This is a genomic window from Pedobacter sp. MC2016-24 (genome assembly GCF_015223055.1).
Classification (GTDB): Bacteria; Bacteroidota; Bacteroidia; order Sphingobacteriales; family Sphingobacteriaceae; genus Pedobacter.
In genome coordinates this window covers 442261-468474 of sequence record NZ_JADFBX010000004.1, presented here as the reverse complement: position 1 = coordinate 468474, position 26214 = coordinate 442261, and the positions used below count along the sequence as shown (strand labels likewise).

The 26214-nt window shown below is 44.5% G+C and carries 14 protein-coding genes; all 14 read right to left on the bottom strand.

Annotated features, from left to right (window positions below):
• Positions 1-94 precede the first annotated feature (94 nt).
• Complete coding sequence (locus tag IM797_RS12925; protein ID WP_194127543.1) at positions 95-658, bottom strand: RNA polymerase sigma factor; 564 nt, start codon at positions 656-658, stop codon at positions 95-97.
• A 113-nt stretch (positions 659-771) separates the two neighbouring features.
• Positions 772-2211, bottom strand: a complete 1440-nt coding sequence (locus IM797_RS12920) for an alpha-L-fucosidase (RefSeq protein ID WP_194127542.1) — start codon at positions 2209-2211, stop codon at positions 772-774.
• A 105-nt stretch (positions 2212-2316) separates the two neighbouring features.
• Positions 2317-3561 carry a glycoside hydrolase family 88 protein gene (locus IM797_RS12915; protein ID WP_194127541.1) on the bottom strand — a complete coding sequence of 415 codons (1245 nt, stop codon included), beginning with the start codon at positions 3559-3561 and terminating at the stop codon, positions 2317-2319.
• A 34-nt stretch (positions 3562-3595) separates the two neighbouring features.
• Entirely contained in the window at positions 3596-5476 is a 1881-nt protein-coding gene (locus tag IM797_RS12910; RefSeq protein ID WP_194127540.1) for an alpha-L-fucosidase, read from the bottom strand.
• Between the two features lie 12 nt (positions 5477-5488).
• Complete coding sequence (locus tag IM797_RS12905; protein WP_194127539.1) at positions 5489-6694, bottom strand: alginate lyase family protein; 1206 nt, start codon at positions 6692-6694, stop codon at positions 5489-5491.
• A 9-nt stretch (positions 6695-6703) separates the two neighbouring features.
• The gene (locus tag IM797_RS12900; RefSeq protein WP_194127538.1) at positions 6704-8851 is read right to left on the bottom strand and encodes a TIM-barrel domain-containing protein; all 2148 of its coding nucleotides are present in this window, start codon (positions 8849-8851) and stop codon (positions 6704-6706) included.
• Between the two features lie 9 nt (positions 8852-8860).
• The gene (locus IM797_RS12895; protein WP_194127537.1) at positions 8861-11461 is read right to left on the bottom strand and encodes a glycoside hydrolase N-terminal domain-containing protein; all 2601 of its coding nucleotides are present in this window, start codon (positions 11459-11461) and stop codon (positions 8861-8863) included.
• Between the two features lie 11 nt (positions 11462-11472).
• Positions 11473-13941, bottom strand: a complete 2469-nt coding sequence (locus IM797_RS12890) for a glycoside hydrolase N-terminal domain-containing protein (protein ID WP_194127536.1) — start codon at positions 13939-13941, stop codon at positions 11473-11475.
• An 8-nt stretch (positions 13942-13949) separates the two neighbouring features.
• On the bottom strand, positions 13950-16415 hold the full coding sequence (locus IM797_RS12885; RefSeq protein ID WP_194127535.1) for a glycoside hydrolase family 2 TIM barrel-domain containing protein: 2466 nt from the start codon (positions 16413-16415) through the stop codon (positions 13950-13952).
• A gap of 156 nt (positions 16416-16571) precedes the next feature.
• On the bottom strand, positions 16572-17447 hold the full coding sequence (locus tag IM797_RS12880) for an AraC family transcriptional regulator (RefSeq protein WP_194127534.1): 876 nt from the start codon (positions 17445-17447) through the stop codon (positions 16572-16574).
• A gap of 301 nt (positions 17448-17748) precedes the next feature.
• Complete coding sequence (locus IM797_RS12875; protein WP_194127533.1) at positions 17749-18621, bottom strand: S9 family peptidase; 873 nt, start codon at positions 18619-18621, stop codon at positions 17749-17751.
• 7 nt (positions 18622-18628) lie between these two features.
• Positions 18629-20431 (bottom strand): alpha-L-fucosidase, encoded by a 1803-nt coding sequence (locus tag IM797_RS12870; RefSeq protein WP_194127532.1) that lies wholly within the window; start codon positions 20429-20431, stop codon positions 18629-18631.
• 28 nt (positions 20432-20459) lie between these two features.
• Positions 20460-22022 carry a hypothetical protein gene (locus IM797_RS12865; protein WP_194127531.1) on the bottom strand — a complete coding sequence of 521 codons (1563 nt, stop codon included), beginning with the start codon at positions 22020-22022 and terminating at the stop codon, positions 20460-20462.
• Between the two features lie 93 nt (positions 22023-22115).
• Complete coding sequence (locus IM797_RS12860; protein WP_194127530.1) at positions 22116-26195, bottom strand: two-component regulator propeller domain-containing protein; 4080 nt, start codon at positions 26193-26195, stop codon at positions 22116-22118.
• Positions 26196-26214: the final 19 nt, after the last annotated feature.

Sequence of the window (26214 nt, the reverse complement as noted above, 5' to 3'; positions counted from 1 at the left end):
TTATTTTATATTGGTTTTGGGGAAGGACAATACAAAACGGGAAACTCCCTAAAGGAAATTTATATTTTTTTTTATGATTTCGTTCAATCGGAATTTAGCTCAGGTTATACTCCTTTTTTACAGCCTCCGAAAGACGACGAACCGCAATAACCAATTGTGCATCCACAGTCTTCACTGAAATGTCCAGAATTTCCGCAACTTCTTTATAACTCAGGCCGTCTTCTCTGATCAGTTTAAAAATCATTTTACAACGTGGCGGCAGGGCATCGATCGACTGGTTAAGCCGGGTTTTAAGCTCATCACTAATCAAAATCTGTTCTGGGGTAATGTTGTCGGCTTCCAATGTAATATCTACATCATCAAAAGATACAATCTGCCTCCTACTGTTCTTTTTCAGGAAATTCAGGGACAGGTTTTTTGCAATCACGAAAGCATACACCATGATGTTGCGGACGCCTGGAAGATCGGCCCGGTTTCTCCATAAGGTAATCATCACATCTGCAGCAAGCTCTTCGGCAACGGGTGAAGATTTCACTATGCAACGTACAAAACGCTTAACGGAAGGGAAAAGTAAAATGAAAAGTTTTTTATAAGCCGCTTCACTATCGTAATTGGCGATATCGGAAATTAACGAACTGATGTTGGACAGGTCTTGCATAAGGCATTTAAATTAACGGAGCATCAATTTAGCTTAGCCATGTTTCGGATTTCAAATGGCAAATACCCGAAAGCCAGTCGGGCTTCCGGGTAATGCATGAACTTATTTTAGTTTTAATCTAGTGCTCCGCTTTTCATTTCCTTCTTCGGTGTGCCAGCCTGTTGATGTGCCACGGCACCTTCAAATTCAACTTTGATTACGCTCGCTACAGCATCAGGTGCTTTTGCGGGTAAAGTCAGGATCAGATCATTACCTTTTGAACTTGTTTTGACTTGAACAGCTCCTGCCAGTAAGCTTACAGATAAGACCTTATTTTTCACATTTGGAATCGTCAACTGCCCCTCGGCAGGCCAGTTAAATACAGAAAAATAGAGTGTTGTACCTTTTTGATTTTCCTTGCGGGTACAACGCCCCCAATCCAGGGGAACCAGTGGACTTGACTTTGTACCATAAATGGCTTCGCTGTTTACCTTCATCCATTTTCCAATGTCCGACAGGCGTTCCATACTTTCCTGAGGAAAGGTACCGTCAGGTTTAGGCCCAATGTTCAACAAATAATTACCGCCCTTAGATGCGATATCGACCAGGTTGCGGATCAGCGTTTCGGAAGATTTCCATTTGTGATCCGAAGTCCTGAAGCCCCAGGTACCGTTCATCGTCATGCAGGTTTCCCAATCCATGCCGTCCAGTTCAGCCTGGCTTGGAATTTTCTGCTCCGGGGTTTTAGTGTCCCCAGGAAAATTAGGTCGCTTCAAACGGTCGTTTGTGATGATCTGAGGCTGAGTTTTCAATGCTGCCTGTAATTTCAAAGCGGCCTCATCGGTCATATTGGTTGGGGTATCCCACCAAAGTACCGCAACTTCACCATAATTGGTCATCAGTTCTTTAACCTGGGGAACAGCAACTTCATCAATATACTGATCAAAAGTCTTTGTTTCCTGGGCAGGGTCCCAATGTCCTTTATGTGCCAGTGTGTAGGCATCTATTTTAGCTGAATCTGGATTTAACCAGCCTTCTTTCATTTCTTTACGTGCAGCAGATCCACCAGGATTGTTCCAATCCTGAGCCTGGGAATAATAAAATCCCAGTTTAATACCCTGTTTTTTACAAGCCTCGGCTAGGGGCTTCAGCAAATCCTTGCCATAAGGCGTAGCATCAGTGATGTCCCATTTGCTTGCTTTGGAATTGAACAAGGCAAATCCATCGTGGTGCTTTGCGGTAATGACGATATATTTCATACCGGCGTCTTTAGCCATTTTTACCCAGGCCTCCGGATTGTATTTCACAGGATTGAAGTTTTTGGCCATAGCCTGGTACTCCGCCACAGGAATTTTCGAACGGTTCATAATCCATTCTGCACCACCCCTCAACTGTTCATGTCCATTATAAACACCGGCAAACTGCGCATACACGCCCCAGTGAATGAACATACCAAATTTAGCATCCCGCCACCAGGCCATTCGTTCATCCTTAGTTAAGGTCTTCTGGCTAAAGGCAGATTGACTCAGCAGGCAAATTGCGGTCAGCAATAAAAATACGTTACGTTTACACATTTGTGATTTTATATTTGATTAAGATGACCACTAAATTAAAGCATATATACCGTTCTGTAGTCAACAATATTGGCTCATCCATAAGTGATAATTACTTTATCAGTATTACTTTTTTAAGTTTTTACAGCGCAGCAAAGCTTCCAGATAGTAGTAATCTGCATAAGAAAGCGGCACATCAACTTCACTATCCGAAGGTTTAGATCCCGTACTGTGTGATAAAATAAAGCCCTTATCCGTACCGGGTGCTGAAATGTACTTCGCACTGATGCTGTTCAACATTTTATCTGCTTTGACAACATACAGGTTTTTATTGGCACTGTAACCACTCAATTCATACAAAGCCGATGCAATCACTGCAGCAGCTGAAACGTCACGTGGTTCATTTGGAATATTTGGTGCATTAAAGTCCCAGAACGGAACCAGGTCGGCAGGCATGGTTGGATTGTTCAGGATATAAGCTGCGATGTTTTCCGCCTGCTTCAAATAAGCCGGGTTTTTGGTATACCGGTAACAAAGGGTATAGCCATAAACGGCCCAGGCCTGTCCTCTGGCCCATGCTGAAGCGTCGCTATAGCCCTGATGTGTCGTTTTTTTCAAAACCGCTCCCGTATTTGGATCGTAATCCACCACATGATAAGAACTAAAATCTGGTCTGAAATGGTTTTTCATCGTGGTGTTGGCATGACTTACCGCAATTTTATAGAAAGAAGAATCGCCCGTCAGTTTAGTCGCTTCAAAAAGTAATTCGAGGTTCATCATATTGTCGATGATCACCGGGTTTACCCATTTATCACGGCTATGGTCCCAGGATAAAATAACACCTGTTTTTGGATTGAAACGCGTAGCCAGTGTTTTGGCAGACTGGATGATGACCTCACGGTAATGCGCGTCTTTGGTAATCCGGTAGCCCGTACCCACGCTGCAAAATACTTTAAAGCCCATGTCATGTGTTTTACCATTGAACTGCTCTTGTTCAATCATCGCCGTAAATTTCCGGGCTTGCTCCAGCCACATTTTATTGCCGCTATATTCATATAAAAACCAAAGCTCGCCAGGAAAAAATCCACTGGTCCAGTCTTTGGAAGCCACCAGCTTTAATTTCCCATTTTCCAGTGTTCTTGGCGTAACCAGGTCAGTCTTTTTCGCATCAGCTTTTACTTTCTCTATCTCTTTCAACATCAGCAAAGTCTGCCGATCCGCCTGGGCAAATGCTTTGGGTAAATTAACTGCTATAACAGCAGAAACCCCTTGCTTCTGCCCCGCTTTGCCCGACTGCCCTACTGCTTGCTGAGCAAAAGCCCCGGTACCGCTGATTAATAAAATGTTTAGTGCTAAATAAATTGGTCTCATCGTGTTGTGTATTAAAAAATGGTAGAATGTATTGTTATTTCACTGGGATCAACTGAACTTCCAACAACTTCATCAGGTCAGTTCCTTTCATGTCCACAGGTTTGATGCTGATCTGGTATTTTCCTTTGTTCAGACTTGCGGTACCCAGTTCCTGGCTCACCACGCCGTTTTTTGCTGCAGGCGTAATCTGGGCCGTTTGCTTAAAATCACTTAGGCTAAACGCATAAGCGCCTGCGGCATCGGCGATGTACTTAACCACAACTCTGTATTTAGCCGGACTAAGCGACCTGAAATCCCAGCTTAGATAGGCATCTTTAGACTTCCAGTTGTTCACAAAATAACGATCAGTCTTCCCATCACCAAAGCCAAAGCCCTTGCCATGCAAATCGGCATCAAAAGCCAGGAACCTGTTGCTGGAAATATCGGATGCAATCAAGCGCTCGCCCTCCGTTTCTACTTCAGCATTAAGTTCCAATGCGATCACGACATCAGAAGGGTCATTCGCCTTCAGCGGTAAACCGATTTCAATCGCAGATGCATCCAAACGTTTCAGATTCAACGCTTTTTTAGCAGGATCTGTTAAAAAGTAGGCCGTTTTTACATCAGTTTTTAAGCCGCCGACAATCAATTTGCCATCCTTAGGCCAATTGAATACATGCAGATAAGTCGTCCGTCCTTTTTGTGTACTCACGCCCCAGGCAGGTATTGGCAACACGGAACGTTCCGTTCCATAAATGGCTGCACCATTTTTACCCAACCAGTTACCTACACTATCTAAAATCTGTTTATCCCGTTGATCAAAACTGCCGTCACCTTTCGGACCAATATTCATCAGCAGGTTACTTCCTCTTGAGGCTGAGTTGGCCAGCAGGCGGATAAAGAACTGTGCAGATTTATGGCTGTGGTCATTTTTTGAATAACCATAGGATTCATTGGTCGTAGGGATCGCTTCCGCATCTCCCTCAACGGTACGTAACTCCGCAGGCCTGTCGCCCGTATTTGCATAGTCTCCATAATTGCCCTGACCATCCCTGGCCAGGCGTCCGTTCACTACAATACCCGGATCTGTTTCCCGGATCGCTTTGAGTATCCGCAGGTTTTCGGATAAAGGCAATTTATGCGGTGTGTCAAACCACAAAATATCCGGGTGATACTTGGTAATCAATTCCTTAATTTGAGGGATAGACTTTTCATCTACATATTTCACCGCTTTAGGTAACCATTCCGGGTGACTGTCAAACCAGTCTGCACCACCTAGCAATTTGTCACCCCCGGGATTGTTATATTCCCAATCGTTACCCGGCGCATTCGGATCTTCCCAATCAAAAGCATGTGAATAGTAAAACCCGAATTTCATGCCATGTTTCTTTGCTGCAGCGGCAAGCTCGGCCATTGGATCACGCTTAAACGGCGTCTGTTTAACTACATTAAAATCAGACACCTTAGAATCATACATCGCAAAACCATCGTGGTGTTTAGCGGTAATGATGAAATAACGCATTCCAGCTTTTTTGGCATTCAATATCCATTCCTCTGCATTAAAATGCTCCGGGTTAAAAGTATGGGCCAAATCAAGATATTCGGCACGGGTGATTTTCTCCTTACGCATCAAATGTTCGGAATACCCATTTACGGTTTTACCTTTCCACTCCCCACCTGGTTTAGAATAAATCCCCCAGTGAATAAACATACCAAAACGGGCATCACGCCACCATTGTATCCGGTCATTCTGCGTTTTCATCGAGTTTTTCCACCAACCATTTCTGGCTTCAGTAATCGCTTGCTGATCGCGCGGTTTTACACGGTTAAACATGTCTTTATCTTCGTCACCTTTTACCTGGCTATGCGCGCATACCTGTGTAAACAACATGGCCGATAACAACAAGGCGGGTTTTGCATAAGTATTCAATTTCATCGTGTATCTCATTTAAAATGTGTGTTGCAATTCATTCAGCCAGATTAATGGGTTCCGTACCGGCAAATTCCGGATCACTTCTTCCACTTTCGCATCATGATCCATTTTTACCCAGGTATTCAACCAATCTTGCTGCTTAAATTTGGCCGCGCCCAGTACCAATGCCGGTTGCGCAACCGGCCAGTTTTCCCAATACATCACATCAGGCTTTAAAGGCCATTTGCTTTTGTCAGCCAGATAGGGATATAAATAGGCAATTCCTTTTTTAATCGATTTTCCATCCGGTGTTTCAAAATTCCACAGGTCATCTGTTGGTGTAGAAGCAATCTGACAAAGGGTAGTCATCGCATCCAGGTTAAAGATCGAATAGCCATAAGGTTTTGTTCGGGCCAGCTCTCTTGGGAAACTGCCATCGTTAGCCATTTGGTTTGGCAACAATACATTTTTATAGCGGTCACGACAAAAGGCCAGCAATTTCCCGTCACCTACCAGTTTCGCAAAAGAAGCCACTTGCATGGTAAAACAAGTGCCATGGTTATTTTGCGCATTCATCTCATCTTTTCCATAAGGATGCGTCATCAGCCAGCCCAGATAATCGCCAAACCATTTCCTGGTTTGCGCTAAAACACCTGCATCCATCACAGCCTGCATCACCAATACGCCCTGTGCAACCTCCATCAGTTGAATGGTATCGATAATACCGATACCTCTTCCTGTAAAACGACCTTTAATGGCTTGTGCATATTGCAGGTTCGGGTTCATCATCGTTTCCGCATCTCCAAACCAGGCTTTCAAATGTACCATTGCCTGTTTTACATATTTTTGATCTCCGGTTAACTGGTAGGCAGAAGCCAAAGCGCCAATAATTCGGCTAAAACGGATCATGGCCAACCTGTGCGCCACAAAATTCTCCGGATTGGTCATGCCATCTTTCTGAATATACGGTCCGCCCGGATTTTCGGGATCCGGCCACCAGTAATCACCTTCCGAATAGAAATCGTGTTTGCCACCCGCACTTCTCGATGAACTTTCGGCAGTTACGGTAACCGGTTTTTGCTGCATTGCCCAGGCAGCTTGCGCCATCACTGTTTTTCGCAGCGTAGCAACCGCTGTTTTTTGGATCGGGTCGCCAGCAGACGCCTTCGGCTTTACGGTTGAACAGGATTGGTATACCGCTGCGCTTAAGCAAAGCAGGGCAGCAAAAAGAACTTTTTTCATATTCCCCATCTATTTGGTCATGGCTTTAAATGTCACTTGATTTACGGTATTTGGCTTGCCTTTTTCAGCAGCCGAAATACTGGTTTTCAGTTTTCCATCAGCACCTTTCGTTATCGTAACAGTTCTGAAACTATAAGCTCCTTTTTCATAATTGAAAGTCTCACCATCATCGTCATACAACAGGTATTTACCTGGTTTAGAACCATAATAGCGGAATTCCAGATCTAGTTTTTCTGTAGATTTTGCAGCATGCATCAAAGCGGGCCCCATTGGAATGATCCCCCCATCCTTTACATACACAGGGATTTTATCCAATCCTGGGGTAACCGTAATCACCTGGCCGTCTCCAGCAAATTCACCGGTATAAAAATCAAACCATTTCCCTTTTGGAAGAATCACCGTGCGCGTTTCTTTGCCTGCAAACATGGGGGCTACCAATAAAGATTCTCCAGCCATATACTGGTCTTTGACTTCTTTACTTACGGCTTCCACATAAGGATTGTCTTCTAAATTGGTACTCTTCACTTCCTTTTTAACTTCCGACAAATAGCCGGGTTCCAAGTTCATCGCCCGGAATGGTGGAATGCCCTGGAAATGATACTTCGCAAATTCACTGTACCAATAGGGCATCATCTGCATCCGCAATACCGCCATGTCTTTTACCTGTTTTTCCACTTCAGGGTAAGACCATGGTTTTGTACCGCTGGACCAGGCGTTGATCATCGCCATTGGCGAGAAGACCACCGATTGCATCCTGCGCAACCATTCCTCCCCGGTTTTAGAAGCACGGGCTTCCGGTGTCCACAATACACCGGCAAAACCGCTGTTGATCAATGCCGTAATGAAATCCTCATGGTTGTAATAATCGTTGTAGATCACGTAAGGAAATGAACTTCCCCCACCATTGGAGCCCCTAACCAGGCCATAAGTCCGCTGGTTGCGGTCGTGATACATTTCTGCACTATAACGCTGGATCAACAAACCATAAGTCTGACGCATTTGCTCTGCACTTTTCCCCGAAGGAAACAACGTCACATCCGGCCATAAATAATGATCATAACCATCTACCTCATCAAATTTATAACCGCTCACACCAATATCTACCTGGCTTTTCTTCAACTGCCCGAACATCAGTTTCCTCGCTTCTGGCATCGTCAAATCCGGAACTGCACCCAACCATACGGTATGGTCTGCAGTAAAAGGTTTGATTTCTTTATAAAACGGCGCTTCCGGAGAAATGTATGGGTTTGTCCACAGGTTTAAACGGATACCTTTGTTCAGCATGGTTTTCACAAACGATGCCGGATCAGGATAACGGGATTGATCCCATTCAAAACTACATGGATATGCTTTACTTTGCCAACCTGGCTCTAAACCGATATAATCCAATGGAAAACCTTTATCTGCAAAAGCCTGTGCTTCGGCTTCTACATCTTTGGAATTGAACAAGGTTTTCACGCGTTGTGTAAAACCTAAGCCCCATCTTGGTGGCAAACAACCGCCGCCATTCCACAAATTGAAGCGCTGAATGGCATTTAGTGAACTCGGTCCGCCAAAAACGTAAAACTCTACCCCTTCTGCCGGAACCAATATCTCTACACCGTCAGAATACGGGCGTGAGGACCAGGATTTATCGGTGTTCCTGTCCTTGGCCTCCGGTACATTGGCACCGTCGCGTTTCACCGCTGAACCTGCATAAACATTCAGGTACCTGGCCGAATTGATGAATACCCCATAGCCATTAGAAGAGACATAAAAAGGCGTTGGCGCATGTGTCCGCCCATTGTCTTTGCCTCCAAAGTGATCTGAATGCAATTGTAAAATTTTGCCTCTTTGATGAACCGTCTGAAAGTTCAAACCAAAACCATAAAGCTGTTCCTTTTTATCTAATGGAAACCGCAGATAGATTTTACCATCTGTCAGTTTTGCCGTAATCTCATCTTTTGACAAGGGAAATGGCGCCTCACCTATACTTTTCAAGCCTTCGATAGCTGGCGTAGCACCAGAGGCAGACAAGAGGTTGTAACTTTCCGGTTTACCAATACTGCCCTTCCACACGCCAGGGCCTACGGCTTCCCATTTGATATCTTGTGCAGTCAGCTTTGTACAGCTAAACAGTAAAATCAGGTAACATGAATATTTAAATATTCGGTTCATAGCTGGGGTTTATAATGTAATTATTTGATAGGTTTTTCCTTTTTCTGTATTGAAATCAATGACGTATGACTTTTTCAACTCCAGGCTTTGTAATGCTGCCCTTTCTTTTTTATGGTATTCCGGTGTTTGGGGCATTTCATTTAAAGGATTGTCATTCCTTCCTTTTGCCGGAGCAGCAGCTGTACCAACTACCTTTACCGGTACCATCGTACGCAACCTGCAATTGCCACCGGAGCCCGAATAGATGGTTGCCTGAGTTAGCCTGCCCGCTTTCCATTCCATATCCACTTTAAAATTACCCCGACCTTTAATCCCTTTGATACTCCCCGCTTTCCATTCATCGGGCAAGGCAGGCAACAAACTCAGCTCATCTGCATTACTTTGCAGCAACAGCTCCGTAATCCCCGCTGTGGCACCAAAATTCCCGTCAATCTGGAATGGCGGATGCGCATCAAACAGGTTTGGATATGTACCGCCCCCGCTCATTTGTATATTGGTCAATTGCGCCGCAGGTGCCTTTGGATCAGCCTTCGGTTCAATCGTTTTTGCAGGATCGATTAAAGTCAGCCCTGCTTTTAAAATCCTCAGTGCATGATTTCCATCCTGTAAACGTGCCCACCAGTTGATTTTCCAGGCCATAGACCAGCCCGTACTCAGATCACCGCGGTGAATTAAGGATTGCTTGGCAGCAGCAGCCAGCTCCGGCGTATTTTGTACCGTAATCTGGTTACCAGGATACAGGGCAAACAAATGCGACAAATGCCGGTGACTGTCTTTTGGGTCATCCAGATCCTGGAACCACTCCTGCAATTGTCCGTATTGTCCAATATTAAATGGATAGAGTTTTGCCTTCGCTTTTTGCAGCTCCTCACGGAAGGGGGCATCAATACCCAAAGCTTTAGCAGCAGCAATACAATCGGTAAACAGTTCTTTGATGATGCCCATGTCCATGGTCGTGGCCATGCTTACCTCATATTCCTGACCGTTTATTTTAAATATGTTCTCCGGAGATGTGGATGGATTGGTAACCAACCGGCCGTTCTGATCTTCCACCAGCCATTTCAACATAAATTCGGCAGCGCCTTTCATCAAAGGATAGGCTTTTTGCTGCAAAAACTGTTTGTCGCCTGTAAATAAATAGTGCTCATAAAGATGCGTACTTAACCAGGCACCGCCCATTGGCCATGCCGACCATCTTGGTGCACCCTTAGGATCCCAATCGTATCCGCCTGATGGCGAAGTTTTAGCCCAGATGTCCGTATTGTGGTGAACTACCCAACCTTGTTTAATGCCATAATTTACCTTTGCAGTGGTTTTGCCGTTCACTGCCAGCCGACCGATCAGATCAAACAATGGCTGATGGAGCTCGGAAAGGTTCGTATTTTCTGCCAGCCAGTAATTCATTTGGGTATTGGCATTTACCGTATAATTGCTGCCCCATGGAGGTTGAACATGGTCGTTCCACAAGCCTTGTAAATTGGTTGCCTGAGATCCAGGTCTGGAACTGGCGATCATCAGGTAGCGGCCAAATTGATAGTACAAGACCTGAAGGCCCTGATCATTTCCCGAAGCACCCTGACGGGATAATCTCACATTGGTTGGCAATTGATCCAGTTTAGGATTACCCGCGAGTTGAAAAGAAACCCGGTCAAACAGCTGTTTGTAATCCGACACATGTGTTTTCATCAGCACCGAAAAAGATTTCAGATACGCTTTTTGCAGGTTTACTTTAGCCTCCACTGAAGGATCTTTACCTTCCAGTCCGGACGATTTATCAAAGCCATTAAAGCTCGTTCCATTGCTCAGGTAGATGGTAACTGCATTGGCACCATTTACTGTAATCTGATTTCCGGCAGCTGTAGTCAGACCGCCTTCCGCCTTAATCCGGGCGTGAACCTGGAAGGTCATCCCTTCTTTTTCGTCATAAACAACCTGCTGAGGCTCAGTCGCCCGATGTGCTACATGTTTCGGTGCTTTACCCTGTAACACCAGGTAATTGGCCGCAATGGCTTCAACATTATATTTTAATTTACTCGTTAAACCAGTGGTAAAAGAGATGGCGCCAGGTTTACTGGCTGTCATGCGGATTGCCATGATCTGATCCGGATAACTGACCAGCGTTTCTCGTTTGTACTGAACTCCGCCAATTGTATAAGTAACAGTACTTACCGCGTTACTGAGGTCCAGTTCCCTATGGTAAGCTGTCGGGATAGAATCTTTTAAATTGAAATCCAAAAACAGATCTGCCATGGTTAAATAACGGGCAGAGTAAGGGCCCTGCAAATTCTTTTTCCAGATTTCTGCAGCCTTACCATAATCTCCGGCAACAACAGCGGCCCTCACCAAGGGCAAAGCAGCCGGTCCTTTTGGGTTATTTCCGGCATCAGGTCCGCCCGACCATAACGTTCCGTTGTTTAACTGAAACCGCTCTTTGTTCACACGTCCAAAAACCATTGCCCCTGTTTTGCCGTTCCCCAAAGGCAGGGCTTCTTCCCAGATTCTGGCAGGCTGGTCGTACCATAATTTTAAATTGGCATCGCGCTTTTGTTGTGCAAAAGCAGCCGATGTACCCAAAAGCACCAAAAAGGGCAAAATACCGTTTCGTTTCATATCCTGTTCTCTTAAAAATTATACGTTTTACCAGCTACCGTGTTTAAATCGTAATCTTTGGATGTCGGCACCCCAACTGGATTTAGCTTTGCTTCAGCAGCAATCAAAGGTGTTTTCACTTGAGGAACTTCGTAAAAAGCATTTGTATTTCCGCCTTTGGCTACAGACAATTTAGCATGGTTAAATTTGATGCCATCGCTGATGCGCAACCTGCAATTGCCGCCCAGTCTAGATTGTATTTTAAGCTGTGTAATCTCCTTATTTTTCCAGGTGATGTCTACCACAAAGCCACCACGGGCTACCAGTCCTTTAATTTCTCCGGAGGCCCAATTGTCCGGTAATGCAGGCAATAGATATAGCGCACCATCATGCGATTGGAGCAACATTTCGGCAATGCCGGCTGTGCAACCGAAGTTACCATCTATCTGGAAGGGCGGATGGGCATCAAACAAGTTCGGATAGGTTCCGCCACCTGTGGTACTCACCCCTTCTGTACGTCCGCCAACCAGCTTCAACTGATCTGTAATCAATTTATAAGCGTGGTTTCCATCTAAAAAGCGCGCCCAAAAATTTACTTTCCAGCCCATAGACCAACCTGTAGCCGGATCGCCCCGATAAGTTAAGGAAGTTCTGGCCGCATCAAACAGCTCCGGTGTTCTGAGCGCTGAAATTTGATTGCTTGGATATAAACCATACAAATGTGATACATGCCGATGTTTATCATCTGTACGGTCTGAATCGTGCATCCATTCCTGTAGCTGACCGTGTTTACCGATCTGCATCGGTGCCAGTCTCCCAATGGTGGTCTTCAATACCTTCCTGAAATCAGCATCCAGTTTTAAAATCTCCGCAGCTTTCTCCGTCCTGGTAAACAAATCAAACAACAACTGGTTGTCCATGGTCGTTCCCGCGGCGATAGACACGCGCTTACCAGGAATATATGTGTTTTCCGGGGAATTTGATGGCGAGATCACCAACCATTGGTGTGTCGGCTCTTCCTGTAATACATCCAGATAAAACTGGCAGGCCCCTTTCAATATGGGGTAATATTCTTTTAAAAACTGCTGGTCACCGGTAAACATATAATGGTCCCATAAATGCTGACTCAGCCAGTTTCCACCCATGGGCCATAAACCAGCATACGGCCGGTCTACCGGACCCGTAATCCGCCATAAATCGGTATTGTGGTGGGTTACCCAGCCTTTTGCTCCATACATCACTTTGGCAGTTTCCTGCCCGGTAACGGCAAGGTCTTTCAGCATTTTAAACAAAGGATCGTGCAGTTCCGATAAATTGGTCACTTCTGCCGGCCAGTAATTCATCTCTGTATTGATGTTGATGGTATACTTGCTATCCCATGGTGCCTGCATTTTATCGTTCCAGATCCCCTGTAAAGTAGGCGGCTGATTGCCTGGCTGGGAACTTGAAATCAATAAATAACGTCCAAACTGGAAATACAAGGCAGTCAGGTGCGGATCATTGGCATTTGCAAATTCGGCGATACGCTGATCTGTTGGTTTATTTACCGCATCGGTTACACCGATGTTAAACTTAACCCGGTTAAAATATTGCTGATAAAATTTAATGTGGCCGGCTAAAGCCTTTGTATAATTTTTCTTTACCGCCTGGTCCAAAAAAGAAGATGCTTTAAGGTCAGCGTCCACACTCAGGTCATGGTAATTCTTAAAATTCGTAGCGATAGCTATATAAACCGTGGCAGAATTTGCCTGGTCAACTACCCAGCTATTGTTTTGCAAAACAAGCTTTCCCCCATCGGCCAGTACTTTGACCTGCGATTCAAATTTAACCTGTCCTTTTTCACCTTCATGATCAGAAGTTGTACCCGATAAGATCAGCTTACCTTTTTCTGTCCTTACCACACTTTGCTGTGGCGAATCCATCGATGCTGTAAAGGAAATTTTGCCGGGTTTGCTTGCCGTCAACCGCAGCATCATCAACTGATCGGTAAACGAAGAAAAGATTTCCCTTTTGTACTTTACCCCATCGAGCTCGTAGGTAACTGTAGCAAGTGCTTGCTCCAAATTCAGATCCCGGTAGTAATTTTTCACCTGATCATGACCCTTAAACTGCAAAAACAGGTTTCCAACCGGTTGATAAATCATACCGCTGTTCTTTTTAGGGAACATCTGGACATCGGCAATGGCCTGGGCTTCCTCAAACCTGCCTTCAAAAAGCAGTTTGCGGAGTTGAGGTATGGCGGCACCCGATTCGGAAGTGATATTGCTGTTCGGTCCACCAGACCAGACCGTCTCTTCATTGAGCTGCAATTGCTCTTTGGCCGGATTGCCAAAAACCATCGCGCCCAAACGCCCGTTGCCAATCGGCAGGGCTTCATTCCAATTTTCAGCCGGACTGTTATACCAGAGTTTCAACGTTGCATCCGGTTGTTTAGGCTGAGCCAGCGCAATCGAAACCTGAGCAACAAACAGGAGTATAAAAATCCGGCTAATCTTATTCATGTTCAATTCTATTTAATGGTCAGAAAACCTGTAGGTAAACCATCCGTTTTTACACTGGCTACATTTTTACCTTTATTCAAATCTACGCTTATTACAGCCCTTCCGTTATATAACTGCACTTTTCTTGAACCGTTGGAAGTACCCTGATCGTCAATCAAATGCCCATCTCCGGTTAAGCCAAAAGTCACGTAATTTACAGCATCAAGGCAAAGTACATTGCTGGCGTCATATAACCTGGCTTCAATTACCGCAATCCCGTCTTTTTCAGAAACCTGCTCCAATGTAATTTTTGCCGGCTTGCCCCATTTAGCAGTTTGGTATTGCTGACTAATCTCGTCAGTCACAACCTTACCGTCTTTACTGGTGGCCACGACCTTAATCGTATTGTTCCCCTCGTTAAAATTAACCAACCAACGCAATCCCGCTGCAGGGAAATTCTGACTCTTTCTTTTCTTCTTACCCAGACTTTTTCCGTTCAGGAACAACTCCGCTTCTTCACAGTTAGAATATACCTTAACCATTTTCTGCTCATCGGCTTTGCCCCAACGCACTGGCCAGGTATGCCCGTAAATGTGTGCCATCGGTGTTTTCGTCCAGTACGACTGGAAAACATAATAAGATTCTTTCTTCGTGAAATCTCTGGCTACCACTCCTTTTTGGTTCATATAAGGAACCGGATTGTCCGGACGAACCGGCGTAGAAAAATCTTTAAACGGCCAGTAAGCTGCGCCAGTTAACCAGGGCATATTTTCCTGCTCTTTCAAATGCCAGTCGATCAGGTTTACAATATAGCTTTCACTCCAGTCCCCATCTTTTGAAACCCTGGCACTTCCACCAAACAAAGAGGCATCGCCGTCACGTTCATCGGCGCCTTTACCTGTTGAAACCAGGCTCAATGCATTGTCAGGATTCTCCGAATGACGCCCGGCATGGCTATCCCCACCCCATTCTACATGTAGAAAATGATCTACTCCTTCAAATTCTTTCTTACTAACTTCCTTATATTCGGTATAGATGCCACGGTACCATCCAGCCCAGATCGAGGGAGAATATACATCTACAATATCTTTACAAAAATCACATCTCCGGATGGCTGTTTTCCTTGAAGGATCCAGTTTATGTGCCAGATCATTCAGTTCCTTCATGAAAGTTCTGATCTTCTGCTGATCAAATTCATTGAAATCACCTGGCCAGTCGTTCTCATTACCCAGTCCCCAAATGATTACCGATGCATGGTTAAAATGTTGTTCAATCATGTTTTTCTGCATCCTGCGGGCCTGTTCCTGATATACATCGCCACCCAGTCCACCACGGCACCATGGAATTTCTTCCCAAACCAGTATTCCAAGGCTGTCACATAGGTCAAGCACAATACGGGATTGCTGATAATGGCCCAAACGGATAAAATTAACCCCCATGTCTTTCATCATCTGCATTTCTTCACGGATCATCCCTTCTGTCATGGCTGCTGCAACGCCGGCATGATCTTCATGGCGGTGCGTTCCGCGCAGCAACAAACGTTTTCCATTCAATAGGAATGGGCCTTTTTTCACAAATTCAAAATTTCTGAAGCCAATCTTTTCCTGATGCACCTGTGTTTCGCCTTTTGCGGTTACACTCGTCTCTACTGTATACAGGTTCGGATTGACATCTGACCATAATTTAGGTGTTTTGATACTGGTTTCCCACAAAGCTTTGTCTCCGTGAAAATCTTTCACCTGGTTTTCCCAATTGCCTACTACCCTTCCTTCCGGATCTTTTAGGGTAATTTTCACCGCGATGATATCTACGCCATTCGGGTTCAATAACCTGGCAGACACATTTAACTTGCCTGTACTTCCTTTAGCATCCACACTTGCACTGGCAAAAACTTTATCTATCGAAACTTCTGGCGTATATACCAGGTTCAAATAACGGTAAAGTCCCCCATACACGTTGAAATCCGATAAATCCGAAGGAATCATCTCCAGATCCCTGGAATTGTCGCAACGGATCTCCACCGGGATCTTCCCGTTAAATTGCTTGTTAAATGCCTCTGTTTGCGGCAATGCTTTAATCGCATCTGTGATGTCAACTGTCCATTCGTCGTAGCCGCCTACATGTTCAGCTACTTTTTTATCGTAGATATAAACCTGGGTTTTCTGACCTGCACCTTCAAAATGCAATAAAGTACGTCCGTTTTTATACGGGTTCTTTACAGCTAAAGTACTGCGGTACCATCCTGGCCCCTGGTAATAGTTCACATCCGGATCAACGGCATCCAGTGCATTGAAACAATGGGGTAAAGTGACGGTCTGCCATAAAGGAACGCTTTCAGGATTCCCCTCCTTTACAGGTCGCACGGCTTCCCATACACCGCCCAAATCACCTTTTAAATATTCCCAATTTTTAATTAACCTTTGCTTATTTTGCGCAAAAACACCCTGACTGCAGATCAGCAATCCTAAAAAAAATACCAGCTTAACTCTCTTCACTTCTAATTATCTAACATGTAATAATGGATGGGACACCCCATCTAGGGTATCCGCTAAATTGATCATTCGCATTTGGTTTTTATTTTGCGCTTTTGGCGTATTCATCAACTATTTTAGCATATGCCTGCAAAACACCTATCAAAACCAGGTCAAATATTATGCACAGGCCGTAACAAACTCTTTTTGGTAACAGAGCGGGCTTTTACCTGTAATCTTTTTAAAGCACTTGTGGAAACTGGCAAAGTTGTTAAAGCCACTGTTGTAACATACCTGCTTCAAATTGAGGCTGTGTTCAATCAGCAACTTACAAGCCTGGCCTACCTTTACCTCAATCAGAAACTGAGAATAGGTTTTACGCGTACGCGATTTAAAATAACGGCAAAAGGAATTCGGACTAATCCGAGCCACTTCGGCTATCTCCTCGAGATAGATCTTATTTTTAAAATTGGCGTAGGTATAATCATATATGTCATTGATCCTGTCTTTCTCCACCATTTCAAGGTCGTAATGAAAGCCGACAGAAGACAGTACCTCCAACTGTGTTGATTTGGCAATTTCCATCAGGGCCTGCATCAAAATGATGATCCTTTCGGTGCCTTCAGCAGTCAGCATTTTTGTGATCAGCTCCGCCACCTGCTCCTTATTAGGGCCGGTAATCTTTACGCCGCGCTTTGCTTTTTCCAATATATCTTTCAGTAATTTGTTTTCTGGCAGGTTCAAAAAGAAATCGCCGAACAACTGGTTGCTAAAATGTGCTACCCTTACATCCGCCGGGGCGGGATTTACTTCATCAAAATAAACATCATCAAACCGCCAATAGTGTGGCAGGTTGGCACCCAACAAAACAATGTCGCCAGACTTGAACCTTTTGATGCTATCCCCAATAAACTGTGTTCCATCACCATTATTGAAATAGATCAACTCAATTTCCTGATGGTAGTGCCATTTGTTGTTAATAGAAGGTTGCAAATCCTGCCTTACACTAAATGATTGAGCAGGCTCTAATGAAACTTTAAGTAGTTGTGCTTTCATAACTGTATATATTTGGTAAGGCTAATTTAAGCGAAGGCGAAATCTTCAAGGGGTGAAATGCTTAAACAAAGAGGGGGAGAATCTTAAATTACCTGCATAAACGCTACCAGAGGCATATTTTATGGAGTTTATGCAGGCAATTTTAAAATTAAGGGACCAGTACCGAATCAAATGCGGTATAAATATATCAATTGATTCGCAGTCTAGTTCAGGACTGGCTGCAGCTCCAGTCGCTCATCGCTTTTGGTATCAAAAGAAAACCGTTTACCGCTCAGCAGTTCAGCAGGCTTTATGGATAAGCTTAATTATTTTTGAGCCCGATTTTAACAGAAAGATTTCTATTTTTAACCAGGTTGTAAGTTTTTGCATAACTGTTCAGAAAGAAATGACCGTCATTGGTACCATTGATGAAAAGCATGGGCATTTTAGCCTTTGCCAGGTATTCTGACGGGTCGTACTGTGTAACCCAGGTATTGCGGTCGGCAGCATTCAGCAGATCCAGACTTTTGCGCATTTCACTGTTTTCGAACAAATATCCACAACCATATACCGGAACTGCAGCCTGATACCTATCGTCGATCCCAGCCAGCAAACAAGTGATGATGCCGCCCCAGCTGATCCCCGTTAGTGCGGTACGCTTCGGATCCACTTCCTTAAAGCTGCGGATCAGGTTGTGGGCAAGAATCACATCAGCAACCGCCTGATACATCCATTGTTCATTTAGTCCGGGAGTAATGGTAAAATAAGGCGTTTGTCCGTCTGGTTCGTCAAAGCCTCCTGCTATGTGTTTTTTAGTACCATCATTCCCTCTCAAATCCATTGCGATTGCCGCGTAACCTTTTTTGGCCCACATGATCGCCCACTTTTTAAAAGCAGTACCGCCACCGCCATGCACAAGCACCACTGCCGGCAGGTTTTTATCTTTAGCGCGGTCGCCCTTTAGTGTACCCGGACTCGCATAATAGGCATATACATTTTGCGGTCGACCTTTGTATTTCAATCCCTGGTAGATGATTTCGAGGGCAGAATCGGCACTTAGTGTTTGATATGGGGGGATTTGATAGATGTCTCTGACATCCCAGATAGTTCCCTTAATTTGCGCGGAACAAATGGAAGACACACTCAAAATAAGTGTACATAGTATGGCCGCGACAGGGTTATGTGTTTTCATCATCTTGTAATTACAGTACCGGATCCAGCGATACCGATTTCAACCTGAACAATTCCAGCCCATCCTGAAGCGGATGAATGCGGATCTGGTACACCCCAGCTTTAGTAAAGGTAGTCGTAGCAATGGTGTGTTTGATGAAGGGTAAAGGCGCTTTCTTATCGAAATCAGAAGTTCTTAAGGTCCGGAACAGGAACTCCTGATCGTTGACCGTCAGGCTACCCTCCTGTTTGGCACTTTCAGGTGAACAAGAATACTCCAGGGCAATTTTATACACCCCAGGCTCCGTCACCCGAATGGAAAAGTCAGCTTCATCGCTTTTATTTTTCAGGTCTGTTACACATATGGTATGCTTCCAGTCACCATAATAATGACTATAGGTCAGGCTCTGAATTTTCGCTGCACCTTTAAGCTTAGCAAAAGTAGCTTCCACCATATTCTCCGGATACTGGTTAGAAACGGTAACGGGCACATTCAGATTATAATCAGGCACTTTACCCGAGAACTCCATAACAAACACGGTATTTGCCGCATCTGCATCAATAGCAGGTAAGTCAATCCAGATGTCGTTACCAGTTTTTTTCCAGACCAGGTTTTTACCATCAGCAAGCGCATACACCTTACTCAGCTTTCCTTTGAAATCCGGTACCAGTAATTTTCCATTGACTGGCCGGTGTAATACATGGAGGTATTGTTTACCAGGTTTTGAAGTACTCACACCCCAGGGTTGTGCAGGAATCAATCCGTAGGTACTGCTGTAAATACTCTCGCCATTTTTATCCAGCCATTTACCTGTTTCACGTAAAAACTTAACTGAGTATTCTGGTATATTGCCCTCCCCATCCGGACCAACATTGAGCATCAGGTTTCCACCTTTTGAAGCCACATTGGCCAATAGGCGGATGATCTCAGTCGGGGTTTTGAAATTCATATCGTGTTTGATGTAACCCCAGGAATCGTTATGGGTATAAATGGATTCCCAGGCCCCTTTAATTGGTGTTGCGGGTACCTCAGAATCTCCAAAATCGCGGTAATCGCCTAAACCCTGACCTACGCGGCTGCTGAATAAACTTTTGGGTTGTAAAACGCGGAGTTCATTGACAAAACCCTGGGTCTGTTCTTTGGTCATACCACCTGGTGTATCAAACCAGACGATACCCAAAGGGCCGTAATTGCTCAGCAATTCTTTGAGTTGCGGAATGGCCTTTTCCTGATAATATTTCTGGTAGTCTTTTTTCGATTCGTCAAAGTCCCAACTGTTTTTGCCACCATTGGGTTCATACCAATCCTGGAACTGGGAGTAGTAAAACCCGAACTGAACACCTCTTTTTCGGGTAGCTGCCGACAATGCCTTCATGGGATCTTGCTTATAAGGCGTAGCATCTACGATGTCAAAATCGCTCACTTTACTATCAAACATCGAAAAACCTTCGTGGTGTTTGGCTGTAATGACCATGTATTTAATTCCCGCATCTTTGGCCAGTTGTGCCCATTCATCGGCATTAAATTTAACCGGGTTGAAAGTTTGTGCCGCTTGTTTATATTCCGCTACCGGTATCCGGGCCTGGCTCATGATCCATTCACCACTACCGTAATAACGTTTTCCTTTCCACTCTCCGGCCAGTTTAGCATATAAGCCCCAATGGATAAACATGCCAAATTTAGCTTCCTTAAACCATTTTAAATTGGGGTTCTCTTTACCAGACACACTGCTATCCCACATCTCGTCCATCGTTTGGGCCCGCGTTACCGGATTTGCTGCAGCGAGCAAGGCCAATGTCAGCAATGTTTTAGTTGTCAGTTTTACCTTCTTCATAAATTATACTATAAAATTGCTCAAATAATTAATAGCCAATATTTTTAAGCGCTGCTGCACCCAAACGTTCCTGCAACTGACTCAAATACAAACTGGCAGGTGCCACAGGCTTGTCTGATGAATCGTAAAACCCTTCGGTAACCATTGGGCCTTTAAAAAATGGCATGGGTTTACGCTGATGCTCACCTGTACTTCCGATGACCCAATTTGCGGCACCTGGAGGTTGCTGATTTAAAAAAGATCTGGCTTTACAGTTCCAGGCTACCGCCCAGCCTATTGACCAGCCATGACCTGAGCCCATGGCACCGCGGTTCATGAAATCAATTCCGCCATCCGGTACCTGGCAATTGTCGATGAGTAAGCCTGTAGCCCAGCGTTGGTGTGGCTGAATCCAGCCGTTGCCCTTGAAAACACAGTTCAACAGTACAATGGGGCCAGTTACCTTGGCGCCAGTCGCAAAGAAAAAAACATTATCACCGGTAATGCTGCAATTGTTGAATAAAATCTGCTGACCTGAGCCGTTTAAATCTGCAGGCTTTGCAGCGCCTGTTGTAGCTAAATTGTGTACAATACTGATCTGATCAAGTGTAATCCTCCGCCCCGTCACATTGATGCTGTTTACGGTATTAAATACCGCTATGTTTCTGGCCCAGGCGTCAGATGCACCGCTGATGGAAAAAGCCTTATGATGTGCTTCATCGATGGTGCCGGTTTGATCCGGAGAGACCATTCTTAAATTTTCTATCCCGACCTGGGCAATTGCTCCACCTGAAGAAATTTTAGTTACCGCAACTCCATTCCTTCCCAAATACCGGGCATCATAATTATCGGTTAAAGGAACATCAATGGTGATCGTATGGTTTTCTATTTTACGGATGATCCGATCGGTATTGATCTCGCCTGTAATCCAGGTTTGAGGCTTGCCATTTCGTGTAAGCGTATCCATGCCCATAAAGCTCAACCAGGCAGGCGTTACGGGTTTGCTGATGTGGATGGTATCCCCTGCAGCCAGGCCAGACACCTCATTTAATTTAAACGTTATTGCTGCTGAAGGTACATAGGCATCTGCCAGAAAAGTAGGTTTACCCATGGTTTTTGTCCATGCATTGCCTTTAATCAGCACACATGCATGTGGCTTCCCGGTCATGTTGAGCACTGTTCCATCGGCTGTACTACCGCTTCCACGCAATACCACCCCGCTAGTCTGGATCACAATGGCCTGTTCACAATTGTAAATTCCTGGCTTTAAAAGTACCGCTCCCCTAAAGCCATTTTGCAAGGGCATTTTTGAAAGGGCATCAATGGCGTCCTGAATCGCTTTCGAATTGTCGCCAGGCACAGGGTTTAAGCTGATCTTTACCGCTGGATTGGGTATGCTAACCCCTCCACCCATATATCCGGCATCAGAAAAATCCATGATCCTGTCGCCCCCTTTTAAAGTTTTATAATGGAGTTTCCCGTCCGGGTTTATAGTTACCCATTCGGATTTTGCCGCTGGAGCGATTTGCTGTGCCTGCACAGCATGACTGAGCATTGAGCCGACAAACAGTGCTACCGGTATGCACGATCTATTGAGAAAACCTGTTTTCATTGGTTATAATTTGGTTGTGCTAAAGATAATGCCTTTGTAACCAGGCTAACTTTACGCTATTGACCAAACATTCAAAGAAATTGGCATTTTACACTAATTTTCTTCAGCAGCATAATCAGAAGGTGTCCTGCCAAACTGTTTGGTAAATTCTTTACTGAAATATTTGCTATCATTAAAGCCAACCATATAAGCCACTTCATAAACCGTATATTTTTGCTGCTGTAACAACTGGCCCGCTCTTTTCAGCCGAACCGACTTGATGAAGTTATTCACGGTCATGTCTGTCAGTGCCTTGATCTTTTTATACAGAATCGGAGTGCTCATCCCCACCTCAGAAGCCAGTACATTCACATTAAACTCCTCATCATTAAAGCTGCGCTCGATGATGACCATAATGCGGTTCAGGAAATCCTGGTCGGTCGATTCGATCAACACGTTGGAAGGCTGTAAGGTCATTTGCTGACTGAACTTCCGCCGCATATTGGATTGCAGCATCAACAGGTTACTGATGTTCAGTTGCAGGATTTCGATGTTAAAAGGTTTGGTGATGTAAGCTTCGGCGCCCGTTTTTAATCCGCTTACCTCATGGATATTGCCCGATCTGGCCGTCAGCAGTATGATCGGAATGTGGCTGGTCCGGGCATCGGTTTTCAAGGTCCGGCACAACTCCAGGCCATCCATTTCCGGCATCATCACATCACTGACAATGATGTCAGGAATCAGGTCAAATGCCAGTCTGACCCCTTGTTCGCCATTTTCAGCTTCTACAATGTCATAAAATTTGCGCAGGGCATGTTTGATGAAATCCCTGATTTCAGGATTGTCCTCCACAATCAGTAAAGTGATCCTTTCCTGTTCAGGAACATCAGCCGGCTCAGCCCCCTCATGTACATCCAGGTCCGGAGGGATCGGGTATAAAAGCGGACTTTCAACCGGCACATATTGCGGAATCAGTTCATCTTTGGCAAAGTGCGCTTTTCCGGTGCGTAGCCTCAAACAAAAACAGGTCTCTACCGCTGCATCAGGGTCTGCAGATCCAGGTAATAAGCGTAAATCCCCGTGGTGCAATTCAGCGATTTTTTTGGATAATGCCAGACCGATTCCTGTGCCACTATTTCTGGACAAATGGTCTTTCACCTGGTAAAAATTGGTGAAAATTTTATCCCGGCTGTCTTCCGGAATCCCCTTACCATTGTCGAGCACCGTAATTTCGACAAAGCCGGTTCCTGATTTTTGTATTTTCAACGAGATCCTGCCATAATCCGGTGTAAATTTAAAGGCATTGGACAGCAGGTTGAAGAAAACTTTTTCCAGTTGTTCATGGTCAAAGTAAATTTCTATGGCTTCATCCTCACAAACAAACTGGTAATCGACATGATGTTTCAGTGCGAGGTATTGGAAAGATAAAAATATCTCTTTGGCAAAATTCACGATGTTCTCTGGTGAAACATTCAGACCCAACTTACCTGCTTCCTGCTTTCTGAAATCCATCAGCTCATTTACCAAACGGGTTAAACGACCAGCATTCTTTTTCACGGTCAGCAATCTGCGGTTTAAGCCCGGCGACTCCAGGGTATCCTGGATCAACTGTTCCAGTGGCCCTACAATCAACGTTAAAGGTGTCCTGATCTCATGCGACACATTGGTAAAGAAATCGAGTTTCATTTGATAAATCTCATGCTCTTTACTCAGTTTTGCACGCACCAGGAAGTATCTGAAAATTAAAACCAATAAGCCGGATAGTGCCATAAAATAGAAAAGATAAGCCCACCAGGTTTTCCAAAAAGGCGGTTTAATGTAGATCATCATGGCTACCGGTTCTTTTGACCAAACCCCGTCATTATTGCTTCCCTTAATCAGCAGTTTATAAGTCCCGGGCGTCAGGTTGGTAAAGGTTGCGGCCGGTGTATTTACAAAATTCCAATCCTTATCAAAGCCCTCCAGTTTATAGGCATATCTGTTTTTTTCCGATTTGATATAATTCAGCGCGGCAAACTCCAGGGTGAAGATATTCTGGGCATGCGAAAAAGTCAAGGCTTCAGTTAAATTGATATTCCGTTTCAGCAGCTGGCTGTCGTCGTCAATTGCCACTGTTTTATTGAACAACCTTAAGCGTGTAAAAACAACCTTTGGAACTTTGTTATTTTCTTTGATCTCTGCCGGAAAAAAACTGATCAGGCCATTATAGCCTCCAAAAAAGAACTCACCACGACTGTCTTTCAAAAAAGAATTGTAATTGAATACGTTTCCAGGCAATCCGTCCTCAATGGTATAATTTTTAAATACTTTACCATCAAACTTCGATAAACCATTGTCTGTACTGATCCATAGGCTATGCTGATCATCCTCTAAAATGCCCAATATCACATTGCTGGGCAGGCCCTGTTCCATGTTATAAAAACGTATGGCCTGCCGATTGGGTTGGTACCGGATTAAACCGGCATCATAGCTACCTAACCAGATGACACCATTGCTGTCTTCCTGAACGATATTGATGTCATCGAATTTGAAACTGTTGTTGATCGTTACAAACTTCCTGATCTTATTGCTTAAGGGATCAAAGATATAAGTACCGGAATTGGTGGCAATCCAGATTTGCTTTTTCGCATCTTCAAACAGATACCTGATAAATTTCAGGTCGTTTGCAAACATGGGTGGATGAAAAGCACTGAAATTATTTTCCTGCTCGTTGTAAAGGAATACACCATGCGCCCGGGTGCCGATCCAAAGTTTCCCGTTATGGTCATGCAGCAAACATACTACGCGATTCGAATTTAACGCTTTGGAATCCGTACTATCTGGCCGGTAATGTTTAAACAGGTTACTTCCGGGCTGGTACAAATCCAGGCCGCCTTCATAGGTTCCGATCCACACTTTTCCATCCTTACCAATGGATATATCTTTAACCAGGTTGGAACTCAGTGAAGCTGGGTTTTCGGGATCATGTTTAAAGCTGGTAAATTTCCCGGTACTGCGGTTGTAATAATTCAGGCCTTCTGCTTCCGTTCCAATCCACAGGTTATGGGCCTGGTCTTCAATCATGGCACTGACCACATTACTGCTGAGCCCATTTTTACCTAATGTAGACTTGTAACCTTTAAAAGGCGTAGCGTTGGAATGGTAAAAATTGATGCCCCCATAAAAAGTACCGATCCACATCGATCCATCCACATCCTGCTGAATGTCATAAATGGAATTCTGATTTAAACTCGTCGGGTCGTCAGGATTGTGGTTTAAGGCACTGAAACTTTCCGTTTCCGGATCATAGATATTAATGCCATTTAAGGTAGAAATCCAGAGTTTCCCTTTGCGGTCCATTTTTATTTTGCGGATCACATTGCTGTTGATGCTATTGGGCTTGCCTTTGCTGGCCGTAAAATGTTTGAAGCTTTGTTTTTGCTGATCAAACAGATCCAGACCGTAATTGTGGGTACCTACCCACAAGCGCTTCATTGGATCTTCGTAAACCACAGCAACATCATTATCTGCCAGACTTTCGGGATTATTTTTATTGTGGAAATAAGATTTGAAAGTCCAGCCATTTTTACCTTCCATCATCCGCGTAAGTCCCTGCAGGGTACCAATCCACATGGCTCCATACTGATCTTCAACGATAGATTTAACCAGGTAATGTGCCAGACCAGGTTTGCCTTTGGCCTGAGGCATAAAACGGATAAAGCGGTCTGGTTTAACCAATACATTCAAGCCGCTGTCTGTACCAATCCACATCCTGCCCTTGCTATCCTGGAAAATGGCCCTTACTGTATTGTAGCTTAAACTGGTTTTAACTTTAGGATCGTTAACGTAACGTTGAAATGAATTGCTTTCCTGTATGTAGCGGTTTAAGCCCCGATGCGTACCAATCCAGAGCTGGCCAGACCGATCGGTATACAAAGCATTGACATTTTGCCCGGTTGTTATTGAATTCGGGTTTCCCCTTTCTCTTTTAAAAACCTCAAAATTACGCGTATTGTATTTGTTCAACCCGTCTTTGGTTCCAAACCACATGAAACCCACACTGTCCTGGGCAATAGAGAATACACTACTTTGCGACAGGCCATTTTCAACGGTCAGGTGATTGAACGCGATTTTATTTTTTTGTGCATGGCCATCCTCGTACTGAAATAGCAATACGTTCAATAACAATCCAATCCAACAAAATAATTTGGGCATTCAGGGGCATTTTGGTTTA